This is a genomic window from Pacificispira spongiicola (assembly GCF_012926505.1).
Lineage (GTDB): Bacteria > Pseudomonadota > Alphaproteobacteria > UBA8366 > Aestuariispiraceae > Pacificispira > Pacificispira spongiicola.
Genome location: NZ_JABBNT010000005.1, coordinates 481,004 through 507,539, shown reverse-complemented (window position 1 = coordinate 507,539; position 26,536 = coordinate 481,004). Strand labels below are relative to the sequence as shown.

Here is a 26,536-nt window from a genome sequence, read left to right as displayed (position 1 = left end):
GAACGCCGTCCACTGTGGAGCCTGTGCCCAGGTAGCTCAGTTGGTAGAGCATGCGATTGAAAATCGCAGTGTCGGCGGTTCGACTCCGTCCCTGGGCACCACTTCCCCCTTACAAATTTTGTCGGTTCTATCGGGTTGTGGCTATTAGCACGCTGCCGCCGATCATGAATGTGCCGCCGGTATAGCCCATGCGCCGCCGGGCGCGATGGCTGCGAAACGTTTGGCGGGCGCGGGCGGCGATCATTGCGTAGGCCCCTAATAGAACCATGACGACCAGTGTCGATGTGACTGTCAGGATTGTCAGTTGCGGCAATAGTTCTTTTGCCGGATCGATGAACTGCGCCAGGAACGCCATATAGAAGACGATTGCCTTGGGGTTGAGGATCGCCGTCACCGTACCGGCCCAGAAACTGCCCCAGGATGATGTGACGAGAGGCGCCGTTTCCTGTGTCTCGGTGTCGCGCCGTGCTTCCGCAATCTGGCGATATCCCAAATAGGCCAAATAGACGACGCCCGCCCATTTCACGATTTGGAACAGCGCGGCGGAGGCCGCCAGTATGGCCCCGACACCGGCGAAGGACAGTCCCATCAGGACGATGCCGCCGAGGACGTCTCCAAGGATGCACATCATGGCCGCGCGTTTCCCCCGCGTGATGGACTGTCCGATCACGAGCAGGACGCTCGGTCCCGGGATAAGCGTCAGGACGATGCAGGCGGACGTGAAGGCGAGCCAAGTTTCGATGGTCATACGACAGCTTTTCCCAAATGTTTCCATGCATTCTTGGCGTATCAGGCTCCACCGGACAACAGGTGCCCCGGTCGTCAGTCCTTGCGGTCAGCGGAACAAATACGTGATTAAAAAATGTGATGGTAATTTTATTTCAAAATAGAGGCCCACAAAAAAATATTCTTGATGTTTGTCGTGTGTGGCGCGATATAAGGGCAGTGATGTTGACCTATTATGCTTCTGGGGATCGAAACAACCATGCGTGCCGATTGGACCTCGTTCATTGCTGAAGACGCCCGGGCTTTGACGGCCTCTGAAATCCGCGACCTGTTGAAAGTGGCGGAGCGACCGGAGGTTATTTCCTTTGCCGGTGGGGTCCCCGACGCCACGTTGTTTCCGTTGAGCGAGTTCCGCGCCGTCTATGCCGAATTGATGGCGGACGAAGCCGCGGGCCGGTCGGCGCTGCAATATTCGATCAGTGAGGGGTTGCCGGACCTGCGCTCTTGGATTGCCGACGATATGGCGGGAGATGGCGCGAAGCGATCCATCGACAATATCCTGATCACCAATGGGGCGCAGCAGGGCCTGGATTTGCTGGCGCGACTGCTGCTGTCGCCGGGGACGCAGTTGATTGTGGAAAAGCCCAGCTATCTGGGCGCGATGCAGGCCTTCGCCTGCCGCTCCCCGGCCTATGTCGGTGTCGGCATGGATGCGGAAGGGCCGCTCCTGGCGGAAATGGAAGCGGCGTTCCAGGGCGGTGCGCGGCTTGCCTATCTGCAGCCCGATTTCCAGAACCCGACGGGTCTGCGCTATTCGCTGCAACGGCGCCGCGACGTGCTGGCGCTGGCGCAGCGCTATGGCGCGTTGCTGATCGAAGATGCGGCCTATTGCAAACTGTCCTATGACGGGGCGGCGTTGCCGTCGCTGCTGGCCCTGGATGGGGAAGGGGCGGATAGCGCGGATGCCGGGACCGTCATCCAGTTGGGCACTTTCTCCAAGACACTGGTTCCCGCGATGCGCATCGGCTGGCTCACCGCGCCGCGTCCGCTGATCGACCGGATGGTCCTGATGATGCAGGCCAGCAACCTGCACGTCTCCACCGTCAATCAGGCGGTTGCCCTGCGCGCCGCGAAGAAAGCCTTCCCCGGTCACCTGGGGACGGTGCGGCGGGTCTATCGCGCGAAACGGGATGCGATGGTGTCGGCGCTGACCGACTTCATGCCCGGAAACGTAACCTTCACCCGCCCGGAAGGCGGCATGTACGTCTGGCTGACCCTGCCGGAAGGGTTCGATGCCCGTGCCCTGCTGGAACAGGCGCTGGAGGCGGAAAAGGTCGCCTTCGTGCCCGGACAGGCCTTCTTCTGCGACAAGTCGGGTACGAATACCTGCCGGCTCAGCTTCTCCGCCGGGTCGCCGGAACGGATTCGCGACGGGATCGAACGCCTCGCCAACCTGATCCGGCGCGTCCACAATCAGGTCGGTGAAGCCGCTTAACGAGACGCTTAACGAGTGGGGGCCAGCTTCGAGAACCGCTTCACAAGCCGGTCCCGTTTCAGTTTCGACAGGCGTTGAATCCAGAAGACGCCGTCCAATTGGTCGATTTCGTGCTGGTGGCAGACCGCCAGGAAATCCTCCGCCGTTTCCTCCCATTCCTGCCCCGTCGCATCCTGATAGGACAGGCGGATTTCGGCGGATCGTTCCAGCGTATCCGTGACGCCGGGCATGGACACGCTGCCTTCCTCATGACGGTTCAGGGTCTCCGACATCCAGGTGATGCGGGGGTTGATATAGGGGCGGATGCGGTTCTCGCCCGGCATGTTCAGGATATAGACGCGTAAAGATACGCCGATATGCGGCGCGGTGATGCCGATGCCGGACACGCTGCGCAGGGTGTCCGTCAAATCCGCGATCAGGTCGGTGATGGAGGCGTCGAAGGTCTCAACGGGCTGCGCGGGTTGACGTAGGCCGGGATCGGGATAACGCAGAATCGGTCGGACGGTCATGTATAGAACCCCGCAAGAGTTAGTTCGCGGGCCTGCTTTCCGGCCAGACCGCGTTTGAAATCGGTGACGCCGCCAGCCTCCGTCTCATTGATGCCGCCCAGGTCGAACAAGGCGACGCCGTCTGCCTTCATCCGCTGGATTGCATCCCACAGCAGCAGGTGGTGCCCCTGGATATCGCGACCTTCCGGCAGGGTCCAGCCGACTTGATAAGTCGCGGCGCTGCCGTGGCGGAGGATCAGGACACCCGCGGCGGGCCTGCCGTCCAGCATGGCAAGGCCGATGGGCATGGTCCCGGTTACGCCGAAACTGCGCCCGAACGCCTGCAGCAAATCCGGGGAGGGGCCGCTATATCCTTTCTGCTTCCGGTCATGCATATAAATTCCGGCGAAGGGGGCGAGCGGCTTCGCATTATCGTCCCAGACCAAGTCCGGCGCGGGGCTGCGGGACTCCGCCTTCTTCAATGTCGCACGCCAGCTTTTCCGCATTCCCGCACGGATATCTTCCAGATCCTGCGTCAGGTCCAGCAGCAGCGTTTTGTAGCCGGGTCCCGCCTTCCGCTTGTAGCCCAGGGAGTCGAGCATGGCCCTGTTCGCTTGGGTATCTTCCAATTCCGGGATGATCCGGCGCATACGGCCCAGGCGGCGAGGGTAAAGGTCGGCGAAGGCCTGGAAGAAGGCCGCGTTCTGCCCAGCGGTGCCGAATCCGTAATACCAGACCGGGCCACGGTCCAGGGTCACGGTGTGCAGCGCCCCGCCCAGGGCCCCGGTTTCATATAGCTGCACGAACCCGGCAGGAACGCCATCCCAGGACAGACGCCCAAGGCGGCATATTTGCTTCGTCGCGGCGCAGTGGGCGGCGGCGTAGTCCTTGCTTTGCAGCAGGTTGAGGGGAACGCCTGTCTCGTCCTTCAGGTGCCAGGTCTTGGCCGTCAGGACATCCCATTGGATGGAAAGAGACACGGGCGCTCCCAACTCCCCTTAGACATTCAGCAGCAGGTTTTCGCGTTCCCAGGAACTGATCACTTGCTGATACAGGTCGTATTCGTAGTTCTTGGTGTCCATGTAGGCCTTGGCGAACAATTCGCCCAGCGTGTCCTTCAACGGCTTGGCATAGTTCAGCTTGTTCAGCGCGTCGCCCTGGTGCCGCGGCAGGCCGAAGGCAAATCGATAGGCATCGCCCTCCACCGGGTTGGACGGGCTGATCTTTTCCTTCATGCCGAGATAACCGCAGGCCAGCGTCGCCGCCAGTGCCAGATACGGGTTGGCGTCCGATCCGGCGAGACGGTTTTCGATGCGGCGGGCCTCCGGTTCCGAATCCGGGACGCGCAGGCCGCATGTCCGGTTGTCATGGCCCCAATGCACGTTGATCGGCGCATCGGAATAACGGGCGATCCGGCGGTAACTGTTGACGTTCGGCGCCACCAGCGGCATCGCCGCGGGCATATAGCGCTGCAAGCCGCCGATATAGTTCAACAGCGTTTTCGAATCCTTGCCGGTCTTGGTCGAAAACACGTTCTTGCCCGTATACATATCGACCAGCGACTGGTGAATATGCATGGAGGAACCCGGCTGGTTCTGATGCGGTTTCGCCATGAAGGTGGCGTACATGTCATGCTTCAACGCCGCCTGACGGACGACGCGCTTGAACATGAAGACCTGGTCCGCCAGCTCCAGCGGATCGCCGTGATTGAAGTTGATTTCCATTTGCGCCGCGCCGGCTTCGTGCGCCATGGTGTCGACGTCAAGATTGGCGGCGTCGCAGAAGTCGTAGATATCCTCGACAATCGGGTCGAATTCGTTCGCGGCCTCGATCCCATAAGCCTGACGGCCCGATTCCTGACGCCCGGACATGCCGATCGGCGGCTCCAGCGGATAATCGGGGTCCAGGTTCTTTTTCACGAAATAGAATTCGAGTTCCGGCGCGACGATCGGCTTCAGGCCTTTCTTCGCATACAAATCCAATATTCGACGCAAGACTTGGCGCGGGGCGATATCCACCGGCGTTCCGTCCAGATGATAAACGTCGCAGACGACCTGTGCGACCGGTTCTGGATACCAGGGGACGAGGCGAATCGTATTCGCGTCCGGCACCATGGCGATGTCCCGGTTGGTATCCGACACGACGTCGGTATCCCAGACGAATTCGCCGGTCACCGTCTGGATGAAAATGCATTCCGGAATCCGCATGCCGCGGTCTTCCAGGCCTTTCAGGAATTTATTGGCGGGCAGGATCTTGCCGCGCGCGATGCCGGACATGTCGGGGACAAGGCATTCCACCTCGTCGATATTGCGAGTGGCTACCCATTCGTTCAGATTGGTCACGTGAAGCCTCACCGGCCGCGTCTTAAATCCCCCGGAAGGTCCCGATCCGTCCTCGCGACGGTCGGATTTCTTGGTTCCCCTTCCGCACCAGGACAGCGCGGCTCCAAAGATTGTGATCACATTTTTTATGCCTTATAGTCTTACGAGACCGCAAGCGCTAATCGGCGTTTGATCTTTAAACCTCCTCTTCAGCCACCCGGTTGCCATATTGCGCCGACGGGGGTCGGCGGAAAAATTCAGAAACGGTGATCACGGATGACCGATTGGTTGAGTAAGCAAGAAGTTGACGCCTTTGTGAAGGCTAATCCGAACTTGAAGGGGGTGGATATGCTCCTCCCCGATATGTGCGGCATCCTGCGCGGCAAGCGGATCGGGGTCGAGGCGATCGACAAATTGCATGAAGGCGGCGTGGCCCTGCCGGGGTCTACCTATCTTTTGGATGCGACGGGCCGGAACTGCGAAACGATCCATTATGGGACGCGCGACGGCGATCCGGATTTCAACTGCCTGGGCGTGGCCGGAACGCTGAAACCCGTTCCCTGGGCGAATGCGCCGACGGCGCAGGTCATCGCGTCCATGGTGACGCGCGACGGCGATCCGTTCTTTGCCGATCCGCGCTATATCCTGGCGCGCGCCGCCCAGCCGCTGGTCGATATGGGCTATACGCCGGTGACCGCGATCGAACTGGAATTCTATCTGCTGGATGCCCGCCTGGACGAACAGGGGCGTCCGTCGACCGCCGCGTCCCCCGCGACGGGACAGCCGCAAACGACGACACAGGTCTATGGCATTGAGGAACTGTACGAGTTCGAGGATTTCCTGACAGATGTCGAAGACGCCTGCGTGGCGCAGGACGTGCCCGCCGATACGGCGACGGCGGAATACGGGCCGGGCCAGTATGAAATCAACCTGCATCACGTCGACGATCCGATCAAAGCCTGCGACGATGCCATCCTGCTGAAGCGCATTATCAAGGGCGTGGCGCGCAAGCACGGCATGGTCGCGACCTTCATGGCGAAACCGTTCGCGGAACGCGCGGGCTGCGGCATGCATATTCACCTCAGTCTGATTGACAAGGACGGCAACAATATCTTCGCCGGTGCACACGATCAGGAAACTGGCCTGCCGGTCGCGCCGTCGCTGAAACACGCCATCGGCGGTCTCGCCTCCAGCATGGCGGACAGCATGGCCATCTTTGCGCCGAATGCGAATTCCTATCGTCGGTTCCAATCCAATTCCTATGCGCCGATCAATACCGCTTGGGGCGTCGACAACCGGACTGTCTCCTTGCGTATTCCGCGCGCGGATGCGAAAGGGATGCGTGTCGAACACCGTGTCGCCGGGGCCGATGCCAACCCGTATCTGACGATGGCGGCCGTCCTTGCCGGGGTGCATCACGGTCTGGTCAACAAGATCGATCCGGGGCCGATCGAACGCGGCAATGCCTACGACAAGCCGGTGACGCATTTGCCGCTGCGCTGGTGGCAGGCGCTCAATCAATTCGGCGACAGCACGGTGCTGCCGAAATATCTGGGCGCCCATTACTGCGAGACCTATGCGGCTGCCCGCAGCTTTGAAAACGATACGTTCCAGGCGCATATACCGCCCCTGGATTATGAATGGTACCTGCGCACGGTGTAATGATGGCGAAGTTTGACGCGACACATTCCTATTATCGGGCCACGGCCCATGACGCGCCCAGTCATTTCCCGCTGGAAGGGGAAGTCACGGTGGACGTTGCCGTCCTGGGCGCGGGCTATACCGGCCTGTCCGCTGCCTTGGAACTGGCGGAAGCCGGGTATTCCGTCGCCGTGGTGGAGGCGGAGACCGTCGGTTTCGGCGCGTCCGGGCGTAACGGTGGGCAGATTTGCACCGGGTTCAATAAGTCCATGGCGCAGATCGGCCGGATGATCGGCGAGGAATATGTGCAGACGGCCTGGGAGATCGGCGACGGTGCGTCGAAGCTGGTCAAGGATCGGGTGGAGAAATACGGTATCGATTGCGATCTGAAATGGGGTTATCTGCACGCTGCGGAGCGCAAAAGCCAAATGTCCGACCTGCATGAGATGCAGGAGGAATTCGCCAAATTCGGTTACACGGAAACCGAATTGCTGGTCGGTGGCGACGTCAAACAGCGGATCGGGTCCGACCGCTATGTCGGGGCCTTGTGGGAAGGCCGGGCAGGGCACCTGCATCCCCTGAATTTTTGCCTGGGCTTGGCGAAGGCGGCGAGCGCGGCGGGGGTGAAGATTTTCGAACGCAGCCGTGCGACGAAACTCAATACCGGCGACCGTCCCGCGATCCATACCGCGAAGGGCGTCGTCCGTGCGAAGCACATGATCCTGGCCGGGAACGCCTATCTGCGTGAAACGGAACCGTATCTGTATCGCCGCATCATGCCGGTCGGCAGCTATATCATCGCCACGGAACCGTTGAGCGAGAGCGAGGCGCAAGCCATCCTGCCGCAGGACGATGCGGTGGCGAACTGCAACTTCATCGTTGACTATTATCGCCTCAGCGCGGATCGGCGGATGTTGTTCGGCGGCCGCGCCACCTATTCCGGGATTGAACCGAAGGATTTGGGATCTTTTGTCAGCCCGCGTATGCTTCGGGTGTTCCCGAGGCTGAAAGGCGTGCAGATCGATCATGTCTGGGGCGGCCATATCGGGATTACCGTCGATCGGCTGCCGCATTTGGGTCGGATCGGAAAGAACACCTATTTCGCACAGGGCTATGCCGGGCATGGGCTGGCGCTTAGCAATATGTGCGGTAAGATATTGGCGGATACCCTGCGCGGTCAGGCGGAGAAGTTCGACGTCATGACGCGTTTCAAACATCCCGTTTTCCCCGGCGGGCGGTTCAGAACGCCGTTGCTGACGTTGGGAATGTTCTGGTATCGGCTTAGAGACGCGCTTGCCTAACGACGGATATGGCTTGATCCTTGCATCTATGGGACGGGGGCGTTTCGGGTGAAAGGGTAATCATGTTCAGTCGCCTTATCAGCATTATCAAACCCGGCGACCGCCGCAAGGAACGGCGCGTGAAAGTGCGTCTGCCCGCCGAAGTCGGGGGGATCAAGGGACGATTGACTGATCTGAGCCTCGGTGGCTTCGGCTTCTATCCGGATCAGGAAGGCTTGGATGTTGGGGATGAGGTCATGGCCTCGCTGATGCCGGACGAGTTCACGACATTGGATATCCCCAGTCGTGTCGTCGGCACGGATGAGGAAGGTATGGTCCTGTGCATCGCATTCATGAAGGTGGATGCGGACCAGTTCGACCCGCTTCAAGACATCATCACGACTCAAACGGTCGGCCATTAATTCCATAGAAACAGAGGGTTTCCTGGACGGTCCTGTCGGGGGCCGTTGGGATTTTATTGAATTTACATATTGCAATTGCGAGTAATTCGCACTATCAAGCCCGCCGTAACGGTCACCCAGCCCTCTCGCTAGGCAGCCAGTAAGAACTGCAAAAACGAGAAATAGGAGCTTGGGTCGTGAAAGCGAGAACCATCACATATGCCGGTATTTTGCTGGCGACGGTGAGCCCTGCCGCCCTGGCGCAGGAAACCGAAACCGTGCGAAGCACCACCACCATGGACCGCATTGTCGTGTCCGCCGGTGCGGAAAAAGTGGCCATCGATACGCCGCAGTCGGTGTCCGTCGTCGATCAGGAAGACCTGGATACGGAACAGGCGACCACCATTGGGGATGCCGTCACCGATCTGCCGGGCGTGAAGGCGGTCGGGTCCGACCGGGTGCTGGGGGAAAGCTTCAACATTCGCGGCTTTGGCGCGCCGGAATCGCCGGCGGACGAAAACCGCCTGATCATTACCGTCGACGGTGCCCAGAAATTCTATGAACAGTACCGGATGGGGTCGCTGTTCACCGATCCCGAACTGTATAAGCGGATCGAAGTCCTGCGCGGTCCGGCATCGTCCACGCTTTACGGTTCCGGTGCCTTGGCGGGGGCGATCAACCTGACGACCAAGGATGCCAGCGACTTTCTGCGCGACGGCGAAGATTACACGCTGCGTCAGAAACTCGGCTTCAATTCCAACCGACACGGTTTCCTGACCTCCACAATCGGCGCGGCGGAGCCGGTTGAGAATTTCGAGGTCGTGGGCGCGTTGAACTATCGCCGCTCCGGCAGCTTCGAGGACGGCCATGGCGATGAAATCAACGGCTCCGCCTTCCGCGCCGAGTCGGGGCTGATGAAGGGGAAGTATACCTTCGGGGACGATCTTCAGCATGAGGTGAAGGCATCTTATCAGCTGTGGCACACGGATAGCAGCGGTCAAGATTATGCCCAGACCGGCACGTCCAGCGGTTTCGGCACGATCGACCGCGAAGTCACCGACCAGACGATGGTTTTCGGCTACGGCTACACGCCGGTCGACAACGATCTGATCGATGCCGACGTGACGCTGTCTTACACGAGTTCCCAGAACGAGCAGGATAACGCGTCCAGCCCCGGTGGGTCGCAAATCTACGATCCGATCACTTATGACTATGAAATCTGGAGCTTGCGCGCACAGAACACCGCGTCGTTCGTTGGTGACGGGTATGAAAACTTCCTGACGGCGGGCATGGAATACGTGCTGCAAAAACGTACTGCGGACAAGGAATCCACAACGAGCTTCAGCGGCACGAATGTGAGTATTCATCCGGGCGGGGAAGGTGACCGTATCGGTGTCTTCGCTCAGAACGAGTTCATTTGGAACGATACCCTGACCCTGATCCCCGGTATCCGCGTCGATTGGCAGGAATTGGAGCCGAATGACGACGTGACTGGCAACCGTCAAGATTTCCAAGCCTCTGCTGTCTCGCCCAAATTGGCGGCGATGTACAAGTTGAACCGGAACTGGGGCGTCTTCGGGTCGGTCGCCTATACCGAACGTATGCCGGTTATCGACGAACTGTACGACGGCGGCAGCGGCAATGCCCAACTCGGGTCCGAACAGTCGCTAAACTATGAAGGCGGCGTGTCGATGACGCTCGACAATGTCGCGTTGGAACGGGATGCCCTGTCTGCGAAGGGAACCGTTTTCCTGAACAAGGTCAACGACCTGATTGAGCGGGCGGCGCGCACCGCCCCTTATCGAAATGTGGGGGAAGCGGAGATCAAAGGGGTCGAGTTGGAGGCCTCTTATAACTCCGACTACTTCTACAGCCGGGCCGCCTACACGATGATCCGTGGTGAAGACACGGAAACCGATGCCCATCTGGACACGATCCCTGCGGACGAATTGGTCCTGACGCTGGGCGGCCGCATGCCGGAATACGATTTGGACTTCGGTTGGCGCGGGGTCTTTGCCCGTGAGCAGACGAAATTCAGCTCTACCTTCACCACACCCAGCGACGGCTATGTCGTCCACGACGTCTATGTCAATTGGACGCCGGATGAAGGCTACCTGAAGGACGCGGAATTCCGCTTCGGGGTCGATAACGTCATGGACAAGGCCTATCGCGAATTCCTGGCCAATGACCAGGCGAAGGGCCGGACGTTCAAGCTGACCCTGGCCAAGCAGTTCTAAGACGGTCTTTGGGACCAATCAGGAAAAGGATGGAACGACGATGAAGCTGTTCATGCCGACCATTGCCGGTCTTCTATTTGCCGGGGGCGCCGCTTTTTCGAACGGTGTCGCCGCCGACGAAGCCGCCCCGCAACGTATCGTATCGGCGGGGGGCGACCTGACCGAAATCGTCTACGCCTTGGGCGCGCAGGATCGGTTGGTCGGGGTGGATAGCACGTCGGTCTATCCGGCAGAGGCGACTGGAAAGGCACAGATCGGCTATGTCCGCCGCATCTCGCCGGAAGGGATTTTGTCCCTAGAACCCGATCTTGTCCTTGGTGCCTATGACATGGGGCCGCCGGCGGCATTGGATCAATTGCGCGCCGCCGGGGTCGCCGTGGCCCTGGCGCCGGATCAGGAAACGGTGGACGGCGTTCCGGCGAAAATCCGCTTCGTCGGACAGGCAATCGGTCTGCCGAAACAGGCGGATGCCCTGGCGGCGGAGGTGCGTTCCGCCATGGTCGCCGAAATCGAGAAGGCCCAGGCCTGGACGGGCGAGCGACCGAAGGTCCTGTTCGTTTTGACGATGGGCGAAAGCGGGCTGACCGTCGGTGGGACGGGCAGTTCCGCTGAGTCCATCATCGAAATGGCGGGTGGCATCAACGCGGCGAAATCCATCGAAGGGTACAAACCGATGACGCGGGAAGCGGTTTTGGCCGCCCAGCCCGACGTCGTGTTGATGATGCAGCGCGGCGCGGATCAGCACGGTGGGACCGACAAGGTTCTGGAGCGGCCGGAATTCGCACTGACGCCTGCCGGGAAAAACAAACGGGCGATCATCATGGACGGCATGTTGTTGCTGGGTTTCGGGCCGCGCACGCCGCAAGCGATCGCCGAACTGGGAGAGGCGTTGCGCAAGAATGGCCAGTAGCACCATGTCCTCTCGGGTATCCGCTCCGACAGCCCCCGGTGCTAACCGGGGGTGGTCACGCATCCTGGGCGGGCGGACCGCGATGCTTTTCCTCTTGCTGATGCTGGCGCTGATCCTTGCCGCGCTGGCGGAACTGATCTTCGGGGCCGTCAATCTGTCGCTCGGTGAAATCTACCGGGCCTTGATGGGGGAGGGCGATGCGCTCAGCAGCGCCATCGTCACCGAAATCCGCGCGCCGCGTCTGTTCCTGGGTATGGCGGTCGGGCTTGGGCTCGCAATGTCCGGCTGCTCGCTTCAGGGCGTGTTGCGCAATCCGCTGGCCGATCCGGGATTGATCGGGGTGACGGGTGGGGCAGCGGTCGGCGCGGTCGCGACCATCGTGCTTGGCGACGCCATCATCACCGATTTGCCCATGGCGGTGCGCCCGTTTCTGCTGCCGGTCGCGGCCTTTACGGGCGCGGCCTTCGTGACCACCGTGGTCTTCGGCGTGTCGCGGCGTGCGGGGACGACTTCCATTGCAACCTTGATTCTGGCCGGTGTGGCGATCAATGCCATCGCCGGGGCCTTTATCGGGGCGATGGTCTATATCAGCGACGACCGGCAACTGCGCGACCTGACCTTCTGGACGATGGGGTCTTTGGGCGCGTCCAACTGGACGCTGGTTCTGATTTCCGCGGGCATTGTCCTGGCCGCCGTGGCGGGTATCGCCCGCATGGGACGGGCGCTGGACCTGTTCCAATTGGGGGAACGGGCAGCCTATCACGCCGGGTTAGATGTGGAGGCGACGAAACGCAATGTCGCGATCCTGAGCGCGATTGCGGTCGGCGCGGCAACCGCCGCCGCCGGGCCCATCGGCTTTATTGGTCTTGTCGCGCCGCATATGGCGCGCCTGATCGTCGGGCCGGAACATCGGCTGGTGCTGCCGGCCTCCGCCCTGATCGGCACAACGTTGCTGTTATTTTCCGACCTTCTGGTCCGCACCGCCGTGCCCCCCGCCGAACCGCCGATCGGCTTGGCGACCAGCCTGATCGGCGGTCCGTTCTTCCTGTGGCTGCTGTTGGCGCGGATGCGCACGCGCGGGGGGGGAGTCAATGGGGGTGGGTTCAATGCTTGAAGCCCGTGATGTCACCGTTCGTTTCGGACGCCATATCGTCGCCGTCGATGGGGTCAGCCTGGGCGTGTCGCCGGGGGAGGTGATGACCCTGTGCGGCCCCAACGGCGCCGGAAAATCCACTCTACTGGCCGCTCTGGCGGGCGACCGGTGGAAGGGGGAAGGGTCGGTCCTGATGGACGGCCGCCCACTGCCCAATTATTCCTCCGCTGAATTGGCGACCCGCCGTGCGGTGTTGGAACAGACCCCGACCCTATCCGCCGCCTTCACGGTCGGGCAACTGGCGGGCCTTTCCATTCCGATGCAGGTGCCGCCGGAACGGACGGAAGAAATCGTTCGGGAGTCGCTGGACGATGTCGGCCTTTCCGCCAGGGCCGGTCACCGGGCGGATGTCCTGTCCGGCGGTCAGCGTCATCGCGCGCATCTGGCCCGCGTCCTCGGCCAGCTTGCCGGGGCGGAATACATGGCTAAGGCAGGTGGAAAGGCCTCGACCGGCGGGCGGTACCTCCTCCTCGACGAACCGACGGCGAGTTTGGATCTCGTGCACCAGATCGCGGTCATGAAGGTTGCCCGGCGCGCAGCGTCGCGCGGTGTCGGTGTCCTGGTCGTCCTGCACGACTTGAACCTCGCCGCCGCCTTTTCCGACCGTATCGCATTGCTGTGCCAGGGACGATTGGTCGCGCTGGGATCGGCGGCGGAGGTGATGACCGCCGAGCGGTTGAGCACCATCTATGAAACAGAAATCGACGTGGACCGCGGACCGCAAAACAATTTGCGGATCACCCCGGTCCTCGCGCCATCTGCGGCGGTTTAGTTGCCGCTCTTTAGAAAGGATACAGACCATGTTTGTTGCCATGAACCGCTTTACCATCGTTCCGGGCTGTGAGGCCGAATTCGAGGATGTCTGGCGGAATCGGAAGTCCACGCTTCACGAAATGGAGGGCTTCGTCAGTTTTCATCTGCTGAAAGGCCCGGATACGGAAGACGGCGCGCTCTATGCCTCGCACACGATCTGGAAGGATCGCGGGTCGTTCGAGGCCTGGACGCAGTCCGACAATTTCCGTCAGGCCCATGCGAATGCCGGGAACAACAAGAAGCTTTATGTCGGCCCGCCGAAATTCGAAGGCTTCGAATCCGTCGTCGGCGACTGATCCGGACCGTCACCGTCCAAGAGAAGAAGACCGTCAGTGACCACCGCCGCCACCACCGGGGGCGGCGGGTTTCTGCATCATCGGCGTCGCTATGACGAGCAGCACGAACAAAACCGTCAGCACGAAAAAGACATCGGCAAAGGCCATGACGGAGGCCTGCTGCCGCACCATGCCATAGAGGGAACTCAGCGCGGCGGTATCGGCCAAGGGGCCGAGCGGGCTGAAGCCCGACGTCATCGTTTCCAGAGCCTTGTCGGCGACGTCGCGGCCCCAGGTCAGCGTTTCGCGGATGCGCGCGATATGCAGGTCTTCCCGGTCGGACAGGATCGTATTGATGATCGCAAGACCGACGGCGCCGCCCAGATTCCGCGTGACGTTGAACAGGCCGGACGCGTTTTTCAGCGTGGCGACGGGCAGAGTTCCCAGCGACAGGTTGGTGATCGGCACCATGCAGATCATCAGCGATACGCCGCGTAGAACCTGCGGCCAGAACAACTCCCAGAAATCCCATTCGACCGTGATTTTGGACGCTTCCCAGGTGCCGAGCCCGAAGCCCAGGAATCCCAACGCCACCATGACTCGCGGGTCGAGGATACGCATCAGGCGCCCGGCCACCGGTGCCGTCAGGAACATGCAGATGCCCGTGACGAACATGGTCTCGCCAATCATCAACGCCGAATAGTCGCGCACCCTGGCCAGATAAAGCGGATACAGATATGTCAGCCCGTACAGCCCAATCCCCATGGCGAAGCTGAAGGTCGCGCCGGTGGCGAAATTGCGGTTTGCGAAGGATCGCAGATCGACAATCGGCTCCCTTGCCATGAAGGCCCGCAAAAAGAAGACGACTCCGGAAATGGCGCCGACGGCGGCGAACAGGACGATTTCGTGATCGTCGAACCAGTCGTTCGCCGGACCTTCTTCCAGCACGAATTCCAAACTGCCAAGAAAGGCTGCCATGGACAGCAGCCCCAACCAATCGAACCGATCCAGAAGGGACAGGTCCGGTTCGTCGAAATCGACCAGGATCAAAGTGGATATCGTCACCAGAATGCCGGGGACGATGTTGATCAGGAACAGCCAGTGCCAGGAAAACAGTTCCGTCAGGTAGCCGCCGATGGTCGGCCCGATTGTCGGGGCCAGGGTGGCGACCAACCCGATCAGAGGGGAGATCACCGGCTGTTTCTCGCGCGGAAAGACCGAAAAGGCGGCGGCAAAGACGGTCGGGATCATGCCGCCGCCGATAAAGCCCTGCAGCGCGCGATAGATGATCATTTCGTCAATCGACGTTGCGGTCGCGCACAGGAAGCTCATGAAGGTGAAACCGCCGCAGGATACCGCGAATAGCCAGCGCGTGGAAAAGGCGCGCGACAGGTAGCCTGACAGCGGGATCATGATGACTTCCGCGATCAGGTAGCTGGTCTGCACCCAGGAGATTTCGTCCGCGCTGGCCGACAGACCCGCCTGGATTTCGGTCAGGGACGCGGACACGATCTGGATGTCCAGGATCGCCATGAACATGCCGAAAACCATGCACAGGAAGGCAATGACCTTCCGGGGCGTTACCTCGGAGACGGCCTGGGGGACGGCCTGAACGCCGCCGCCGCTCATTTCCAGGTGTCCGTTTGCGCGAGGGCCGGTTGTTGACGGGTATCGATGCTGACCACCACCGACATGCCCGGCCGCAGAACGGCACGCCCCGCATGCGGGGCTTCCACGGATATGCGGACCGGCAGACGCTGCACGATCTTGGTGAAGTTGCCCGTGGCATTTTCGGGCGGCAGCAGGCTGAACAAGGCGCCCGACGCCGGTGACAGGCTTTCGACTATTCCGGTCCAATCGTTTTCCGGATAGGCATCGACGGCGATGGTCACCTTCTGGCCGGGTTCCAGATGCGCCAGCTGCGTTTCCTTGAAATTGGCTTCGATATAGACGTCCTGGATGGGAACGATGGCCATCAGGCGGCTGCCTTGCTGGACCAGTTGCCCGACTTCGACCGACTTGTTGCCGACAAGGCCGGATACCGGCGCGCGCACGACGGTGAAGGAAAGGTCGCGTTCCGCCTGGGATAGGGCGGTCAGCAGGGATTCCATTTCGCTTTCCGCTTCGGCGCGTTGCGCGTCCAGAACCTGAACGTCGGCTTTTGCCGAATTGACGGCGGCGATATTGGCGCTGACGGCGGCGCGGGCCTTGTCGCGGTCGGCGCGAGCGTCATCGACGGCCTGCGCTGTGACATAGTCGCCCTTGGACAGTTTGCTTTGCCGTTCAAAGGCGCGGGTGGCTCGGTTCAGTTCCGCCTGGCTGGACGCAAGATTCGCTTCCGCTTCTTCGATATCGGTTTTCGCGGCTTCCACTTGGACGGCGATACGATCAATGGCGGCCTTTTGCGAAACGATCCGGTCCTGCGCCGCCTGAACGGCCAACCGATAATCCGCGTCATCGATACGCGCGATTTCCGCACCGGCCTGGATATACTGGTTTTCCTGAACGGAAACGGATTGGACATAGCCGGAAACCTTCGCCGACATCAGCGTCATATCGGCGGCGACATAGGCATCGTCCGTGCTTTCTACGAAGCGGCCATTCGTCCACCAATTATAGCCGAAGTAGCCGCCGGTGCCGATCGCGGCCATTAGGATGACCAAGGGGATCAAACGCTTCGGCTTGAAACCGCGTCTCTTGCGAGGGCTCTGTGCATCGTCCCCGTCGACGGGCTGGATATTCTGAACGGTGGATGGGGCGCTGCTCATGGTGCTGTCCTTGAAAAGTATTGACCGAACCGTTCGGTCAATGGCATTTATATATCTGACCGAACCGTTCGGTCAATGATTGCCGAGGCTTTATTTTGCGGCGAAGAAATTTTTGACCGGATCGGTGTCCGCCCGCTCAACGGTTTTGTCGCGTGGGGCGAGTCGGCATACCATCTGGTTTCCTGAATGGGACCACCCTTTATCGGATGTAAGACTATGAGCAGTGCCGCACAGATGACCAACCCAATCGACGCGACGTTCGACGAAACGGAATCGCAGAAGCGGAAGGACATCCTGGAAGGGGCCCGCGCGGTTTTCCGGGCAGAAGGCTTCGACGGTGCGAGCATGGGCAAGATCGCGGCCGCCGCGAAGGTCTCAAAAGGAACGCTCTACGTCTATTTCGACAGCAAGGAGGCCTTGTTCCGGGAATTGGTGATTGCCGATCGGAAGGATGCGGCGGAACGGATTTTCCGGATCGAACCGGCGGAGGCGGCCGATTTTGTCGAGGCGCTGACGGAACTGGGAATCCGCTTTACCAGTTCGATGTTGAGCCGCGACCACATCGCGCTGATTCGCATGGTGATGGGGGCGTCAGAAAAATTCCCTGAGGTCGGCCAGGAATTCTTCCGTACCGGTCCCAGTTACGGCATCAGCCGATTGGCGGACTGTCTTCGTCAGCAGGTAGAGGCAGGGCAATTGCAGATCGACGACGATCTGGAACTGGCTGCGGCGCATTTCCTGAACCTCTGTCAGGGCAATTTGGCGAAGCAGGCCTTGTTCGGCATTCGCGATGTGCCGACGCCCGAAGAAATCCGCCGTACCGTCGAGAGTGCGGTCCGTATTTTCATGCGGGCCTATGGCAAGACGGCGTAGCGCGGTCCCTGTGCATTCCTAGAAAAGCAAAACCCGCCTCCCCGAAGGAAGGCGGGTTCAAGCGCCGACATGGTTGGGATATCGACGCCGGTATGCGTTGAAACAATCAGTAGGGAATGCCCAGCACTTCCTCGGTGGCCGTGAAATCCAGGCCATGGGCCTCCGACACGGCCTTATAGGTGACCTTGCCCGCCGCGACGTTCAGGCCCTGCCGCAGATGCGGGTCCTGTGCCAGTGCGACGCGGTAACCCTTGTTCGCCAAGGCCAGCGTGAAGGGCAGAGTGGCATTGTTCAGCGCGAAGGTGGAGGTCCGCGCCACCGCGCCCGGCATATTCGCGACGCAGTAATGCACGACGCCTTCTTCCACGAAGGTGGGGTCGGCATGGGTCGTCGGACGCGACGTTTCCAGACAGCCTCCCTGATCGATGGCGATGTCGACGACGACCGATCCGTCCGGCATGGTCTTCAGCATCTCGCGGTTGATCAGTTTCGGGGCGGCGGCGCCCGGTACCAGGACCGCGCCGATGACCAGATCCGCCTCCTGGATCGCGCGTTCGATGGCGTCGACCGTGGAATACAGCGTCCGCAGGCCGGTGCCGCGGAACATGTCGTCCAGTTGCGCGATCCGGTCCAGGTTGCGTTCCAGGATGGTGACTTCCGCCCCCATGCCCAGGGCGATCCGCGCCGCGTTCATGCCGGACACGCCGCCGCCGATCACCAGAACCTTGCCCGGCGGGACGCCGGGAACGCCGCCCAGCAGGACACCGCGGCCGCCTTGGGCCTTTTCCAGGCAATGGGCGCCGGCCTGCGGGGCCATGCGGCCCGCGACCTCGCTCATCGGGGCCAGCAGCGGCAGGCCGCCGCGCGGGCTGGTCACCGTTTCGTAGGCGATGGCGATGGCGCCGGACTTGATCAGACCTTCGGTCTGTTTCAGGTCGGGGGCGAGATGCAGATAGGTGAACAGGACCTGGCCGTCGCGCAACATGGCGCATTCCTGCGGCTGCGGTTCCTTGACCTTCACGATCATATCCGCCTTGTCGAAAATGGATTTCGCGTCGCCCAGAATTTCCGCGCCCGCCGCGCGATAGTCGTCGTCGCTGATCCCGATGCCAGCCCCGGCATTGGTCTCCACAACCACCCTATGGCCGTTATGCGTCAGTTCGCGGACGGCGAAGGGGACGAGCCCGACGCGGTATTCGTGGTTCTTGATCTCTTTCGGTACACCGATGAGCATGTGTTCAATCCCTGAATATTGTTGTGCGGCCTTCGCCGTTTTTTGCCGGGTCCCCGGTCGTGCGGGCCGTTCCCGAATACGGATCAGTCTACCGAAAAACGCTGGAAATGTACTTGCGTATAAGACCTCGCGGATCGGTGTTTTTGGTGATAAATAGCAAAAGATCATAAAAAATGGGAAAATCCACCGAAATGAAACTTGATGATACCGATATCGCCCTTTTGGAAGCGTTGCAGCGAAACGCCAGAGCGACCCTGGCCGAACTGGCGGAGCAAGTGTCGATGTCAGCCTCCACCGGTCAGCGCCGATTGGCGCGGTTGGAGGAGTCCGGATTGATAGAGGGGTATACGGCCCTACTGGACGAAGACCGGTTGGGATATGACGGCAGCGTTATCGTGCAGATCACGTTGAACGCGCAAAGCGAAGCCGCGCTGAGCGCCTTTGAGACGGCGGTCGTGGATATCCCGGAACTGGTCGAATGCCATCTGATGGCGGGGGAGGCGGACTATCTGCTGCGTCTCGTCGTGCGGGATATGCGCGATTTCGAGCGTATCCACAAAATGCATCTGTCGCGGCTGCCGCATGTCGCGCGGCTGCAAAGCAATATGGCCCTGCGCCGCGTCGTGCGGAAACCGCCGCCGGTACCGCGCCCGAAATCCGCTTAGCGGTCAGCGATCCAGATTGAGCGCCGCGATGTGGTCGGCCAGTCGTTCGGGTGTCGTGAAGATGTGGGTTTGGAAGCCGAAGGCCTCCGCCGCCTTGGTGTTTTCCGGACGGTCGTCAATGAACAGCGTTCTTGCCGGATCGATTTTGAAACGGTCGATGACCAGCTGATAGATTTCCGGCTCCGGTTTGATCACCCCTTCATACCCGGACACGACCCGCCCGTCGAACGTGTCCAGATAGGGATAGACCGCAACCGTACGCTCAAAATTCTCCGCACCGTAATTGGACAGGGCATAGGTCGGGAAGCCGCGCGCCTGTAGGTCGGTCAGGATGTCGACACTGCCCTGAACCGGGCCGGCGATGGTTTCGACCCATCGCATCCCGTATTCCCGCGCCGTGTCGAGATGATGCGGCGCATGGGCTTCTATTTCCGCCCATTGTTCGTCCCAGCTTTGCCCGCGATCCATATTCAGGATGCGTTGCTGGGTCACCGCTTCCTGTCGGAAGGCACGGATCGCGCCGTCGTCGGGCAGCAGCTTGCGCAGCAGGTGGTCGGGGTTCCAGTCCACGAGGACTTCGCCGATATCGAACAGGAAGGTATCTATCGTCATGACGGTCGTTTAACCCGCTTCCGTGACAAATTTATGGCGGATTCTTTGGTCACGTTGCCCGGTCGGAAAAACGCCCCCGGCGGGTACTGCCGGGGGCGAGTCACAGGGAGCACCGTTGGCGCGGAAGGGAACCGCGCCGGGGCCCGACGAAACTTAAGGGAAGGGCCGGGCCCTACGAACACCCGCTGGTCGCGCCACAAGTGACGCATTTCAGGCAGGTGCCGTTCCGCACGAGGGTCATGTTCCCGCAATCACCGCAGGGATCGCCCTCATATCCCTTGGCGCGCGCTTCGCGGATCCGGCCCAGCCGGTCGTCCACTTGCTCACGCACCACCTCGTCGACCGCCACGGCGGCGGCTGCCGCCACACCGGTCTCCACAATCTGTTCCATGACGCTGCCCGTTCCGGTGTGGGGCGTCGATGCCATCGGTTGGCTCATCACGCTGGTGAAGGCCGCCAAATCGGATTTCCGCACGAAGCCCCGGCTGGTGATGCGTTGGATCGCCTCGATTGCCTGGGCTGCCGGTTCCGGCAGGTCGCCCTGGGTCTCGCCGCGGCCCATCGTGTCGGGCAGCATGTCTTCCGGCTGCACATGGGCAAGGTCGTCGCGCGCGAGATAGCTGATCGCCACCTCGCGGAAGATATAGTCGAGGATCGAGGTCGCCATCTTGATGGCCTCGTTTCCTTCGACCATGCCGGACGGTTCGAACCGGGTGAAGGTATAGGCCTCCACATATTCTTCCAGCGGTACGCCATATTGCAGGCCGATGGACACCGCGATGGCGAAGTTGTTCATCAGCGAGCGGAAAGCGGCGCCTTCCTTGTGCATATCGATGAACAGTTCGCCGAGGCTGCCGTCTTCGTACTCGCCGGTGCGCAGATAGACCTTATGCCCGCCGACGATGGCCTTCTGGGTATAGCCCTTGCGGCGATGCGGCAGTTTCTTGCGGCCCGCGCGCTTTTCGATGATGCGTTCGACGATCCGTTCGGCGATGACCGGGACGGCCTGGGCCGCCGTGCCTTCCGCAAGATCGTCGATCACGTCGTCGTCGCCCAGGACGGCTGCGGCCAGCGGCTGGGACAGTTTCGACCCGTCGCGATACAGCGCGTTCGCCTTCAGGCCCAGCTTCCAACTGAGCATATAGGCGGCCTTGCAATCCTCCACCGTCGCCGAATTCGGCATGTTGATGGTTTTGGAAATCGCCCCACTGATGAACGGCTGGGCCGCGGCCATCATGCGGATATGGCTGTCCGTCGACAGGTAGCGCTTGCCCAGCTTGCCGCAGGGATTGGCGCAGTCGAAGACCGACAGATGGTCGTCCTTCAAATGCGGCGCGCCTTCCAGCGTCATCGCACCGGAACAATAGATGTTCGCGGCCTCGATCTCCGCCTTGCTGAAGCCCAGATGGGCCAACATGTCGAAGCTCATATCGTCCAGGGACGCAGCGTCGATCCCCAGAACCCCGGTGCAGAAGGTTTCGCCCAGGGTCCATTTGTTGAAGGCGAATTTGATGTCGAAGGCATTGGCGACGGCGGTTTCCAGCTTGGCGATCTCTTCGGGACCGAAGCCTTTTTCCGTCAGCGTCTCGTGGTTGATGCCCGGCGCGCCGGACAGGGACCCGTGACCGACGGCGTAGCGTTCGATCTCGATAATCTCCCGCTCACCGTAGCCGAGGACGCGCAACGCCTCCGGCACCGTGCGGTTGATGATCTTGAAATACCCCCCGCCGGCGAGCTTCTTGAACTTCACCAGGGCGAAGTCCGGCTCGATCCCGGTCGTGTCGCAGTCCATGACCAGCCCGATCGTGCCGGTCGGCGCGATGACGGTCGCCTGCGCGTTGCGGTAGCCATGTGCTTCCCCGGCCTTCACGGCGCGGTCCCAGGCCTCGCCCGCCGCGACGGCGATCCGCGAGTCCGGGCAGTTCGGCACGTCCAGCGGCACCGGCGTGACGGCAAGGTCCTGGTAGCCGTCGGCCCAGCCATGGGCGGCGATGCGGTGATTGCGCATGACGCGCAACATGGCGTCGGCGTTCTGGGCATAGCCCGGGAACGGGCCCAGTTCCGCCGCCATCTCAGCGGAGGTTTCATAGGCGACCCCGGTCATCAGCGCTGTGATCGCACCGCAAAGCGCGCGGCCCTCGTCGCTGTCATAGGACAGGCCGTTGGCCATCAGCAGACCGCCGATATTGGCGTAGCCCAGACCCAGGGTCCGGTATTTGTAGGACAGTTCGGCAATGGCCTTGGACGGGAACTGCGCCATCAGAACGGCGATTTCCAGCGTCACGGTCCACAGTCGGACAGCGTGGCTGAACCCGTCTATGTCGAACTTCCGGTCCTTGCTGCGGAACTGCATCAGGTTCAGCGAGGCCAGATTGCACGCCGTGTCGTCCAGGAACATGTATTCGGAGCATGGATTGGACGCGTTGATGCGACCGGATGCCGGGCAGGTGTGCCAGTCGTTGATCGTCGTATCGTACTGGATGCCCGGATCGGCGCTGGCCCAGGCGGCGACGCCGACCTTTTCCCACAGATCGGCGGCGTTCACGGTCTGAGCGACTGAACCGTCCAAACGATTGCGAAGATGCCAATCCTTGCCGGTTTCAACGGCGCGCAGGAAGTCGTCGGTCACGCGCACCGTGTTGTTGGCGTTCTGGCCGGAAACGGTGTTGTACGCATCCGAGTCCCAATCCGTGTCATAGGTCGGGAATTCGATTTCGGTATAGCCCTGCCGCGCGAACTGGATCACGCGCTGGACATAGTTTTCCGGAATGCGCACACGGCGCGCGGCGCGTATTTCCGCTTTCAACGCACTGTTTTTCAGCGGGCTATATGCATCGTCGCCAAGATCGGCACTCGCCTCGTGGCAGGCCTGCATAATGGCGTTCAGATGTTTGGCGTGCAGCTTGGACCCGGTGACCAGCGCCGCGACCTTCTGTTCCTCCAACACCTTCCAATCGATGAAGGTTTCGATATCGGGGTGATCGATATCGACCACGACCATCTTCGCCGCGCGGCGCGTCGTCCCGCCGGACTTGATCGCGCCCGCCGCCTTGTCGCCGATTTTCAGGAAGCTCATCAGGCCGGAGGACCGCCCGCCGCCGGACAGCGGCTCTTTCTCGCCCCGGATACGGGAGAAATTGGTGCCCGTGCCGCTGCCGTATTTGAACAGGCGGGCCTCCCGCACCCAAAGGTCCATGATGCCGTTTTCGTTGACGAGATCGTCGTCGACGGACTGGATGAAGCAGGCATGCGGCTGCGGATGTTCATAAGCGGATTTGGATTTGGTCAGCTTGCCGGTCTTGTAGTCGACATAGTGATGGCCCTGGCCCGGACCGTCGATACCATAGGCCCAATGCAGGCCGGTATTGAACCATTGCGGGCTGTTCGGCGCGGCCATCTGCTTGGCCAGCATGTAGCGCATTTCATCGAAATAGGCCTGGGCATCGTCGGTGCTGTCGAAATAGCCGCCCTTCCAGCCCCAATAGGCCCAAGTTCCGGCCAATCGGTCGAAAACCTGCACCGCCTTGGTTTCGCTGCCGAAGCGTTCTTCCTTGGGCAGTTTCTCCAGCGCCGCCTCGTCGGGGATCTGACGCCACAGAAATTCCGGAACGTCCTTTTCCTTCACCGGCTTGGTTGCCGCCGGGACGCCCGCCTTGCGGAAATATTTCTGGGCGATGACGTCGCCCGCGACCTGGCTGTATTGCGAGGGGATTTCGATGTCTTTCAGCTGAAAGACGACGGTTCCGTCCGGATTGCGGATTTCCGAATCCGTCTTGCGGAACTCAATGGCCGCATAGGGCGACTCGTTCTTTTTCGTGAAACGCCGTTCGATCCGCATACTACCGATGACCCCCTTGGATTTCTCACGTGATCGCCAGATCGCGCGCACCGTTCCCACCCGATTATAGGCTCGGAATCAGACTTTTCGCCGTTCGGCGCGCAACATCTTGTGAAACTAACACCAGAGTACACCATCCATAGTCAGACACAAGAACTAGTGTCTCGCATTTTACATATTTCGATATCTTGATTTTTGAGAGACTCGGTGCTTCCCCTTGATTCCCGGGCTTTGCCGTGGAAAGCATCGAAACGTTGCCGTAGGTTGATGGTTGAAGGCGGTTTTGGATGCGGGAGTTAGGCCGTCGTCGTTCCGATAGTTCACTTTAAAATCTGCAAGGTGCTGGTTACATGCAATCACATGCCAAGGTCGTCGTCGTAGGCGGGGGGTGCGTAGGGGCATCGATCTTGTTTGGTCTGACCGAACATGGATGCAGTGACGCGATATTGATCGAACGCAGCCAGCTTACGGCGGGATCGACATGGCACGCAGCCGGACTCCTCGTGACGTTTGTCCGGTCCAACGTCATCAGCCAGATGACGATGGAGACGATCCGAATCTATGGTGAGGTCGAAAAGCGGCTGGGTTCATCCTGCGGGTTGCGACAGGTTGGACAGCTTCGCGTGGCCAACACTCAGAAACGCTGGGACGAATTCCAGAGCTATATCGGGATCGCCGAAGCGGCTGGGGTGCCTGCGGTCTTGCTGACGCCGGAAGAGGTGCAGGAAAAGCACCCGTATCTCTCGCCGAGCGACACGATTTTCGGCGGTATCTTTCACCCTGAAGACGGTTACATCAATCCGGCCGACATAACGCAGGGACTGGCCCGGCTCGCGCGGGACAAGGGCGCGAAAATCTATCAGAACACCGAAGCGCGGGCCTATGAACAACTGTCCGACGGAGGTTGGAAGGTCATCACCTCCGAGGGGGAGATCACCTGCGAACACCTTGTGTTTGCGACCGGGAACTATGCCCGGGAGAATGCGAAACGTGTCGGGCTCGACCTGCCCTGCATTCCGATCGTTCATCAATATTGGACCACCGAGGTCATCCCCGACCTCAAGGAGCGAAAGGCCGCGGGCTTGCCGGAATTTCCGATCCTGCGGGACGAGGACTACGGCGCCTATCTGCGCGAGGATGTCGGCGCGTTTCAATTCGGCCCCTACGAGTTCGAGAAGGACTTGAAACTGTTTGCCGTCGACGGGGTTCCCAAGGATTTCGGCGCCGATCTGCTGCCGGAGGATTTCGACGCCGTCGAAGGGCAGTGGGAGCGCGCCATTGAGCGCGTGCCCGCGCTGGGAGAGGTCGGCATCAAGGCGAATACCCGTGGGCCGTTCCAGATGACGCCGGACGAATTGCCCTTGTGCGGCCCGGCGCCGGGCCGCGACGGGCTCTGGCTTGCGGAGGGCGTTCCTGGCGGCATCCTTTGGGGCGGCACCATGGGGGAACGCTTGAGCCGTTGGATTCTGAACGGTGATCCCGGCATCGACATGTCGGCCCTCGACCCCCGGCGTTTCGGCAATTACGTGACAAAGCGGTGGACGGCCGACAAGGTTCGGGAGACTTGGGGGAACCATATGCATGCGCGCGTCCCTGGCGAAGTCTATCCCGGTGCGCGCCCTCAAAAGACGGTTGGATCGTACGATCTGTTGACGGCGAGAGGGGCGGTTTGGACGGTACTCAACGGTTACGAATTACCCAGCTGGTACGCACCCTCGCCGGAATTGGCCGTGCCGGAATTCAGTTATCGTAAAACCGAGCATATGAAGTATGTCGAGGCCGAAGTCCGAACCACGCGGAACGCGGCGGGCCTGATCGAGATGTCGCCGATGACCAAGTTCCGGGTGCGCGGACCCGGCGCGGCGGATTGGCTCGACGGTATTATGGCGAACAAACTGCCGTCGGTCGGTCGCATCGGGCTGAGCGTTGCCTGCAACGGCAATGGCGGGATAGACGCGGAATATACCATCGTCCGATATGCCGATAACGACTTCTACCTTGTCAGTACGCCGAGCGGAGAAGTTTACAATTTCGATCGCCTGTCGCGCATCCTGCCCAAGGATGGCAGCGTGACGCTCGAAAACATATCCGATCAATTGGGCGTTATCGCCATCGCCGGCCCAAAATCGCGCGACATTCTTCAACCGCTGACGGACAATGATTTGTCGAATGAGGCCTTTCCCTGGCTTTCTGCGCAGAGGGGCGAGGTCGGCTATGCGCGCGACGTTCACTTGCTCCGCGTCAGTTACACCGGGGAACTCGGATGGGAACTGCACCATCCGGTTGCGTATAATCGACACTTGGTCGACACCCTGCTCAAAGCGGGTGCGGCGCACGGGCTGGTGCCGGTGGGGCTGAAAGCCCTGGACTCCATGCGCCTGGAGAAATCGTACCGGGCGATCCACACCGAACTGGCCCAGGATATCACGCCCCTCGAGGCGGGCCTGGACCGCTTCGTGAGGCTTGATAAGGGCGAATTCACCGGGCGTTCGGCGCTCGTGGCGCAAAAGAAGGCAGGGTTGCGGCGCGTGCTAGTCACGCTGACGCTTCCGGCTGCCGATACCTCAGTGGTGGCGGACGAGGGTGTCTATCGGGACGGTACGTTGGTCGGCCGCGTCACGTCGGGCGGTTACTCCTATCACTTCGGACATGACATCGCGATGGCCCTCGTATCGCCCGAGGCGGCGGTCGAAGGCACGAAGCTTCACGTGTTGATACACAATGAGATGCGTGCCGCCACGGTGGTTCATGACAGCCTGTATGACCGAGCTAGCGAAAAGGCGCGTCTTTGAGGTCAAGCGTTGTT

21 protein-coding genes and 1 tRNA gene are annotated in these 26,536 nt (G+C 61.0%); 13 read left to right on the top strand and 9 right to left on the bottom strand.

The window, feature by feature from the left end:
- The first annotated feature begins 25 nt into the window (after positions 1 to 25).
- Positions 26 to 101 (top strand) — tRNA-Phe (locus HH303_RS18235).
- Between the two features lie 26 nt (positions 102 to 127).
- Here HH303_RS18235 and HH303_RS18230 read toward each other — a convergent pair.
- Positions 128 to 748 (bottom strand): LysE family translocator, encoded by a 621-nt coding sequence (locus HH303_RS18230; RefSeq protein WP_169626791.1) that lies wholly within the window; start codon positions 746 to 748, stop codon positions 128 to 130.
- A 237-nt stretch (positions 749 to 985) separates the two neighbouring features.
- Here HH303_RS18230 and HH303_RS18225 point away from each other — a divergent pair, with 237 nt between their 5' ends.
- Complete coding sequence (locus HH303_RS18225) at positions 986 to 2,221, top strand: aminotransferase-like domain-containing protein (protein ID WP_169626790.1); 1,236 nt, start codon at positions 986 to 988, stop codon at positions 2,219 to 2,221.
- An 8-nt stretch (positions 2,222 to 2,229) separates the two neighbouring features.
- Here the strand turns inward: HH303_RS18225 and HH303_RS18220 are convergent, their stop codons facing one another.
- From HH303_RS18220 to HH303_RS18210, 3 genes are read right to left on the bottom strand one after another with little or no spacing between them, the layout of a single operon-like run.
- Complete coding sequence (locus HH303_RS18220; protein WP_169626789.1) at positions 2,230 to 2,730, bottom strand: peptide deformylase; 501 nt, start codon at positions 2,728 to 2,730, stop codon at positions 2,230 to 2,232.
- A complete protein-coding gene (locus HH303_RS20325) occupies positions 2,727 to 3,689 on the bottom strand; it encodes a GNAT family N-acetyltransferase (RefSeq protein ID WP_169626788.1) in 963 nt (320 codons plus the stop codon). The genes HH303_RS18220 and HH303_RS20325 overlap by 4 nt, the downstream gene beginning before the upstream one ends.
- Before the next feature lie 18 nt (positions 3,690 to 3,707).
- Positions 3,708 to 5,051 (bottom strand): glutamine synthetase family protein, encoded by a 1,344-nt coding sequence (locus HH303_RS18210; protein WP_319637464.1) that lies wholly within the window; start codon positions 5,049 to 5,051, stop codon positions 3,708 to 3,710.
- A gap of 255 nt (positions 5,052 to 5,306) precedes the next feature.
- Here HH303_RS18210 and HH303_RS18205 point away from each other — a divergent pair, with 255 nt between their 5' ends.
- From HH303_RS18205 to HH303_RS18170, 8 genes are all read left to right on the top strand, one after another.
- The gene (locus HH303_RS18205; protein WP_169626787.1) at positions 5,307 to 6,692 is read left to right on the top strand and encodes a glutamine synthetase family protein; all 1,386 of its coding nucleotides are present in this window, start codon (positions 5,307 to 5,309) and stop codon (positions 6,690 to 6,692) included.
- 2 nt (positions 6,693 to 6,694) lie between these two features.
- On the top strand, positions 6,695 to 7,972 hold the full coding sequence (locus tag HH303_RS18200) for an NAD(P)/FAD-dependent oxidoreductase (protein WP_169626786.1): 1,278 nt from the start codon (positions 6,695 to 6,697) through the stop codon (positions 7,970 to 7,972).
- Between the two features lie 62 nt (positions 7,973 to 8,034).
- Positions 8,035 to 8,373 carry a PilZ domain-containing protein gene (locus HH303_RS18195; RefSeq protein ID WP_169626785.1) on the top strand — a complete coding sequence of 113 codons (339 nt, stop codon included), beginning with the start codon at positions 8,035 to 8,037 and terminating at the stop codon, positions 8,371 to 8,373.
- A gap of 176 nt (positions 8,374 to 8,549) precedes the next feature.
- Positions 8,550 to 10,589, top strand: coding sequence for a TonB-dependent receptor domain-containing protein (locus HH303_RS18190; RefSeq protein WP_319637463.1), 2,040 nt, complete (start codon positions 8,550 to 8,552; stop codon positions 10,587 to 10,589).
- A 40-nt stretch (positions 10,590 to 10,629) separates the two neighbouring features.
- Complete coding sequence (locus HH303_RS18185) at positions 10,630 to 11,499, top strand: heme/hemin ABC transporter substrate-binding protein (protein WP_169626784.1); 870 nt, start codon at positions 10,630 to 10,632, stop codon at positions 11,497 to 11,499.
- Between the two features lie 82 nt (positions 11,500 to 11,581).
- Positions 11,582 to 12,613 (top strand): FecCD family ABC transporter permease, encoded by a 1,032-nt coding sequence (locus HH303_RS18180; RefSeq protein WP_227421905.1) that lies wholly within the window; start codon positions 11,582 to 11,584, stop codon positions 12,611 to 12,613.
- The gene (locus tag HH303_RS18175; RefSeq protein ID WP_169626782.1) at positions 12,606 to 13,424 is read left to right on the top strand and encodes an ATP-binding cassette domain-containing protein; all 819 of its coding nucleotides are present in this window, start codon (positions 12,606 to 12,608) and stop codon (positions 13,422 to 13,424) included. Before HH303_RS18180 ends, HH303_RS18175 begins: the two co-directional genes overlap by 8 nt.
- A gap of 28 nt (positions 13,425 to 13,452) precedes the next feature.
- Complete coding sequence (locus HH303_RS18170) at positions 13,453 to 13,761, top strand: antibiotic biosynthesis monooxygenase family protein (RefSeq protein WP_169626781.1); 309 nt, start codon at positions 13,453 to 13,455, stop codon at positions 13,759 to 13,761.
- Positions 13,762 to 13,794: 33 nt separating this feature from the next.
- On the opposite strand, the gene HH303_RS18165 is transcribed toward HH303_RS18170, so the two are convergent.
- Together HH303_RS18165 and HH303_RS18160 are read right to left on the bottom strand one after the other, a co-directional pair.
- A complete protein-coding gene (locus tag HH303_RS18165) occupies positions 13,795 to 15,369 on the bottom strand; it encodes a DHA2 family efflux MFS transporter permease subunit (RefSeq protein WP_169626780.1) in 1,575 nt (524 codons plus the stop codon).
- Positions 15,366 to 16,508: an HlyD family secretion protein gene (locus HH303_RS18160; protein WP_169626779.1), complete on the bottom strand. Its 1,143-nt coding sequence runs from the start codon at positions 16,506 to 16,508 to the stop codon at positions 15,366 to 15,368. The genes HH303_RS18165 and HH303_RS18160 overlap by 4 nt, the downstream gene beginning before the upstream one ends.
- Positions 16,509 to 16,724: 216 nt before the next feature.
- Between HH303_RS18160 and HH303_RS18155 the strand changes: the two genes are divergently transcribed.
- Positions 16,725 to 17,381, top strand: coding sequence for a TetR/AcrR family transcriptional regulator (locus tag HH303_RS18155; RefSeq protein ID WP_227421904.1), 657 nt, complete (start codon positions 16,725 to 16,727; stop codon positions 17,379 to 17,381).
- Positions 17,382 to 17,487: 106 nt separating this feature from the next.
- Here the strand turns inward: HH303_RS18155 and ald are convergent, their stop codons facing one another.
- Positions 17,488 to 18,615 (bottom strand): alanine dehydrogenase, encoded by a 1,128-nt coding sequence (gene ald / locus HH303_RS18150; RefSeq protein ID WP_169626778.1) that lies wholly within the window; start codon positions 18,613 to 18,615, stop codon positions 17,488 to 17,490.
- 191 nt (positions 18,616 to 18,806) lie between these two features.
- Here ald and HH303_RS18145 point away from each other — a divergent pair, with 191 nt between their 5' ends.
- Positions 18,807 to 19,280 carry an Lrp/AsnC family transcriptional regulator gene (locus tag HH303_RS18145; RefSeq protein WP_169626777.1) on the top strand — a complete coding sequence of 158 codons (474 nt, stop codon included), beginning with the start codon at positions 18,807 to 18,809 and terminating at the stop codon, positions 19,278 to 19,280.
- A gap of 3 nt (positions 19,281 to 19,283) precedes the next feature.
- On the opposite strand, the gene HH303_RS18140 is transcribed toward HH303_RS18145, so the two are convergent.
- The gene (locus HH303_RS18140) at positions 19,284 to 19,892 is read right to left on the bottom strand and encodes an HAD family hydrolase (RefSeq protein ID WP_169626776.1); all 609 of its coding nucleotides are present in this window, start codon (positions 19,890 to 19,892) and stop codon (positions 19,284 to 19,286) included.
- 172 nt (positions 19,893 to 20,064) lie between these two features.
- The gene (locus HH303_RS18135) at positions 20,065 to 23,730 is read right to left on the bottom strand and encodes a vitamin B12-dependent ribonucleotide reductase (RefSeq protein ID WP_169626775.1); all 3,666 of its coding nucleotides are present in this window, start codon (positions 23,728 to 23,730) and stop codon (positions 20,065 to 20,067) included.
- Positions 23,731 to 24,080: 350 nt separating this feature from the next.
- On the opposite strand from HH303_RS18135, the gene HH303_RS18130 reads away from it, so the two are divergent.
- Entirely contained in the window at positions 24,081 to 26,522 is a 2,442-nt protein-coding gene (locus HH303_RS18130; RefSeq protein WP_169626774.1) for an FAD-dependent oxidoreductase, read from the top strand.
- Positions 26,523 to 26,536: the final 14 nt, after the last annotated feature.

Coding starts and splice junctions, on each gene's coding strand:
- HH303_RS18155 (WP_227421904.1), top strand. CDS start 16,725: ATGAGCAGTGCCGCACAGATGACCAACCCAATCGACGCGACGTTCGAC.
- HH303_RS18140 (WP_169626776.1), bottom strand. CDS start 19,892: ATGACGATAGATACCTTCCTGTTCGATATCGGCGAAGTCCTCGTGGAC.
- HH303_RS18145 (WP_169626777.1), top strand. CDS start 18,807: ATGAAACTTGATGATACCGATATCGCCCTTTTGGAAGCGTTGCAGCGA.
- ald (WP_169626778.1), bottom strand. CDS start 18,615: ATGCTCATCGGTGTACCGAAAGAGATCAAGAACCACGAATACCGCGTC.
- HH303_RS18135 (WP_169626775.1), bottom strand. CDS start 23,730: ATGCGGATCGAACGGCGTTTCACGAAAAAGAACGAGTCGCCCTATGCG.
- HH303_RS18220 (WP_169626789.1), bottom strand. CDS start 2,730: ATGACCGTCCGACCGATTCTGCGTTATCCCGATCCCGGCCTACGTCAA.
- HH303_RS18165 (WP_169626780.1), bottom strand. CDS start 15,369: ATGAGCGGCGGCGGCGTTCAGGCCGTCCCCCAGGCCGTCTCCGAGGTA.
- HH303_RS18175 (WP_169626782.1), top strand. CDS start 12,606: ATGCTTGAAGCCCGTGATGTCACCGTTCGTTTCGGACGCCATATCGTC.
- HH303_RS18205 (WP_169626787.1), top strand. CDS start 5,307: ATGACCGATTGGTTGAGTAAGCAAGAAGTTGACGCCTTTGTGAAGGCT.
- HH303_RS18195 (WP_169626785.1), top strand. CDS start 8,035: ATGTTCAGTCGCCTTATCAGCATTATCAAACCCGGCGACCGCCGCAAG.
- HH303_RS18160 (WP_169626779.1), bottom strand. CDS start 16,508: ATGAGCAGCGCCCCATCCACCGTTCAGAATATCCAGCCCGTCGACGGG.
- HH303_RS18170 (WP_169626781.1), top strand. CDS start 13,453: ATGTTTGTTGCCATGAACCGCTTTACCATCGTTCCGGGCTGTGAGGCC.
- HH303_RS18225 (WP_169626790.1), top strand. CDS start 986: ATGCGTGCCGATTGGACCTCGTTCATTGCTGAAGACGCCCGGGCTTTG.
- HH303_RS18180 (WP_227421905.1), top strand. CDS start 11,582: ATGCTTTTCCTCTTGCTGATGCTGGCGCTGATCCTTGCCGCGCTGGCG.
- HH303_RS18230 (WP_169626791.1), bottom strand. CDS start 748: ATGACCATCGAAACTTGGCTCGCCTTCACGTCCGCCTGCATCGTCCTG.
- HH303_RS18185 (WP_169626784.1), top strand. CDS start 10,630: ATGAAGCTGTTCATGCCGACCATTGCCGGTCTTCTATTTGCCGGGGGC.
- HH303_RS18130 (WP_169626774.1), top strand. CDS start 24,081: ATGCAATCACATGCCAAGGTCGTCGTCGTAGGCGGGGGGTGCGTAGGG.
- HH303_RS18200 (WP_169626786.1), top strand. CDS start 6,695: ATGGCGAAGTTTGACGCGACACATTCCTATTATCGGGCCACGGCCCAT.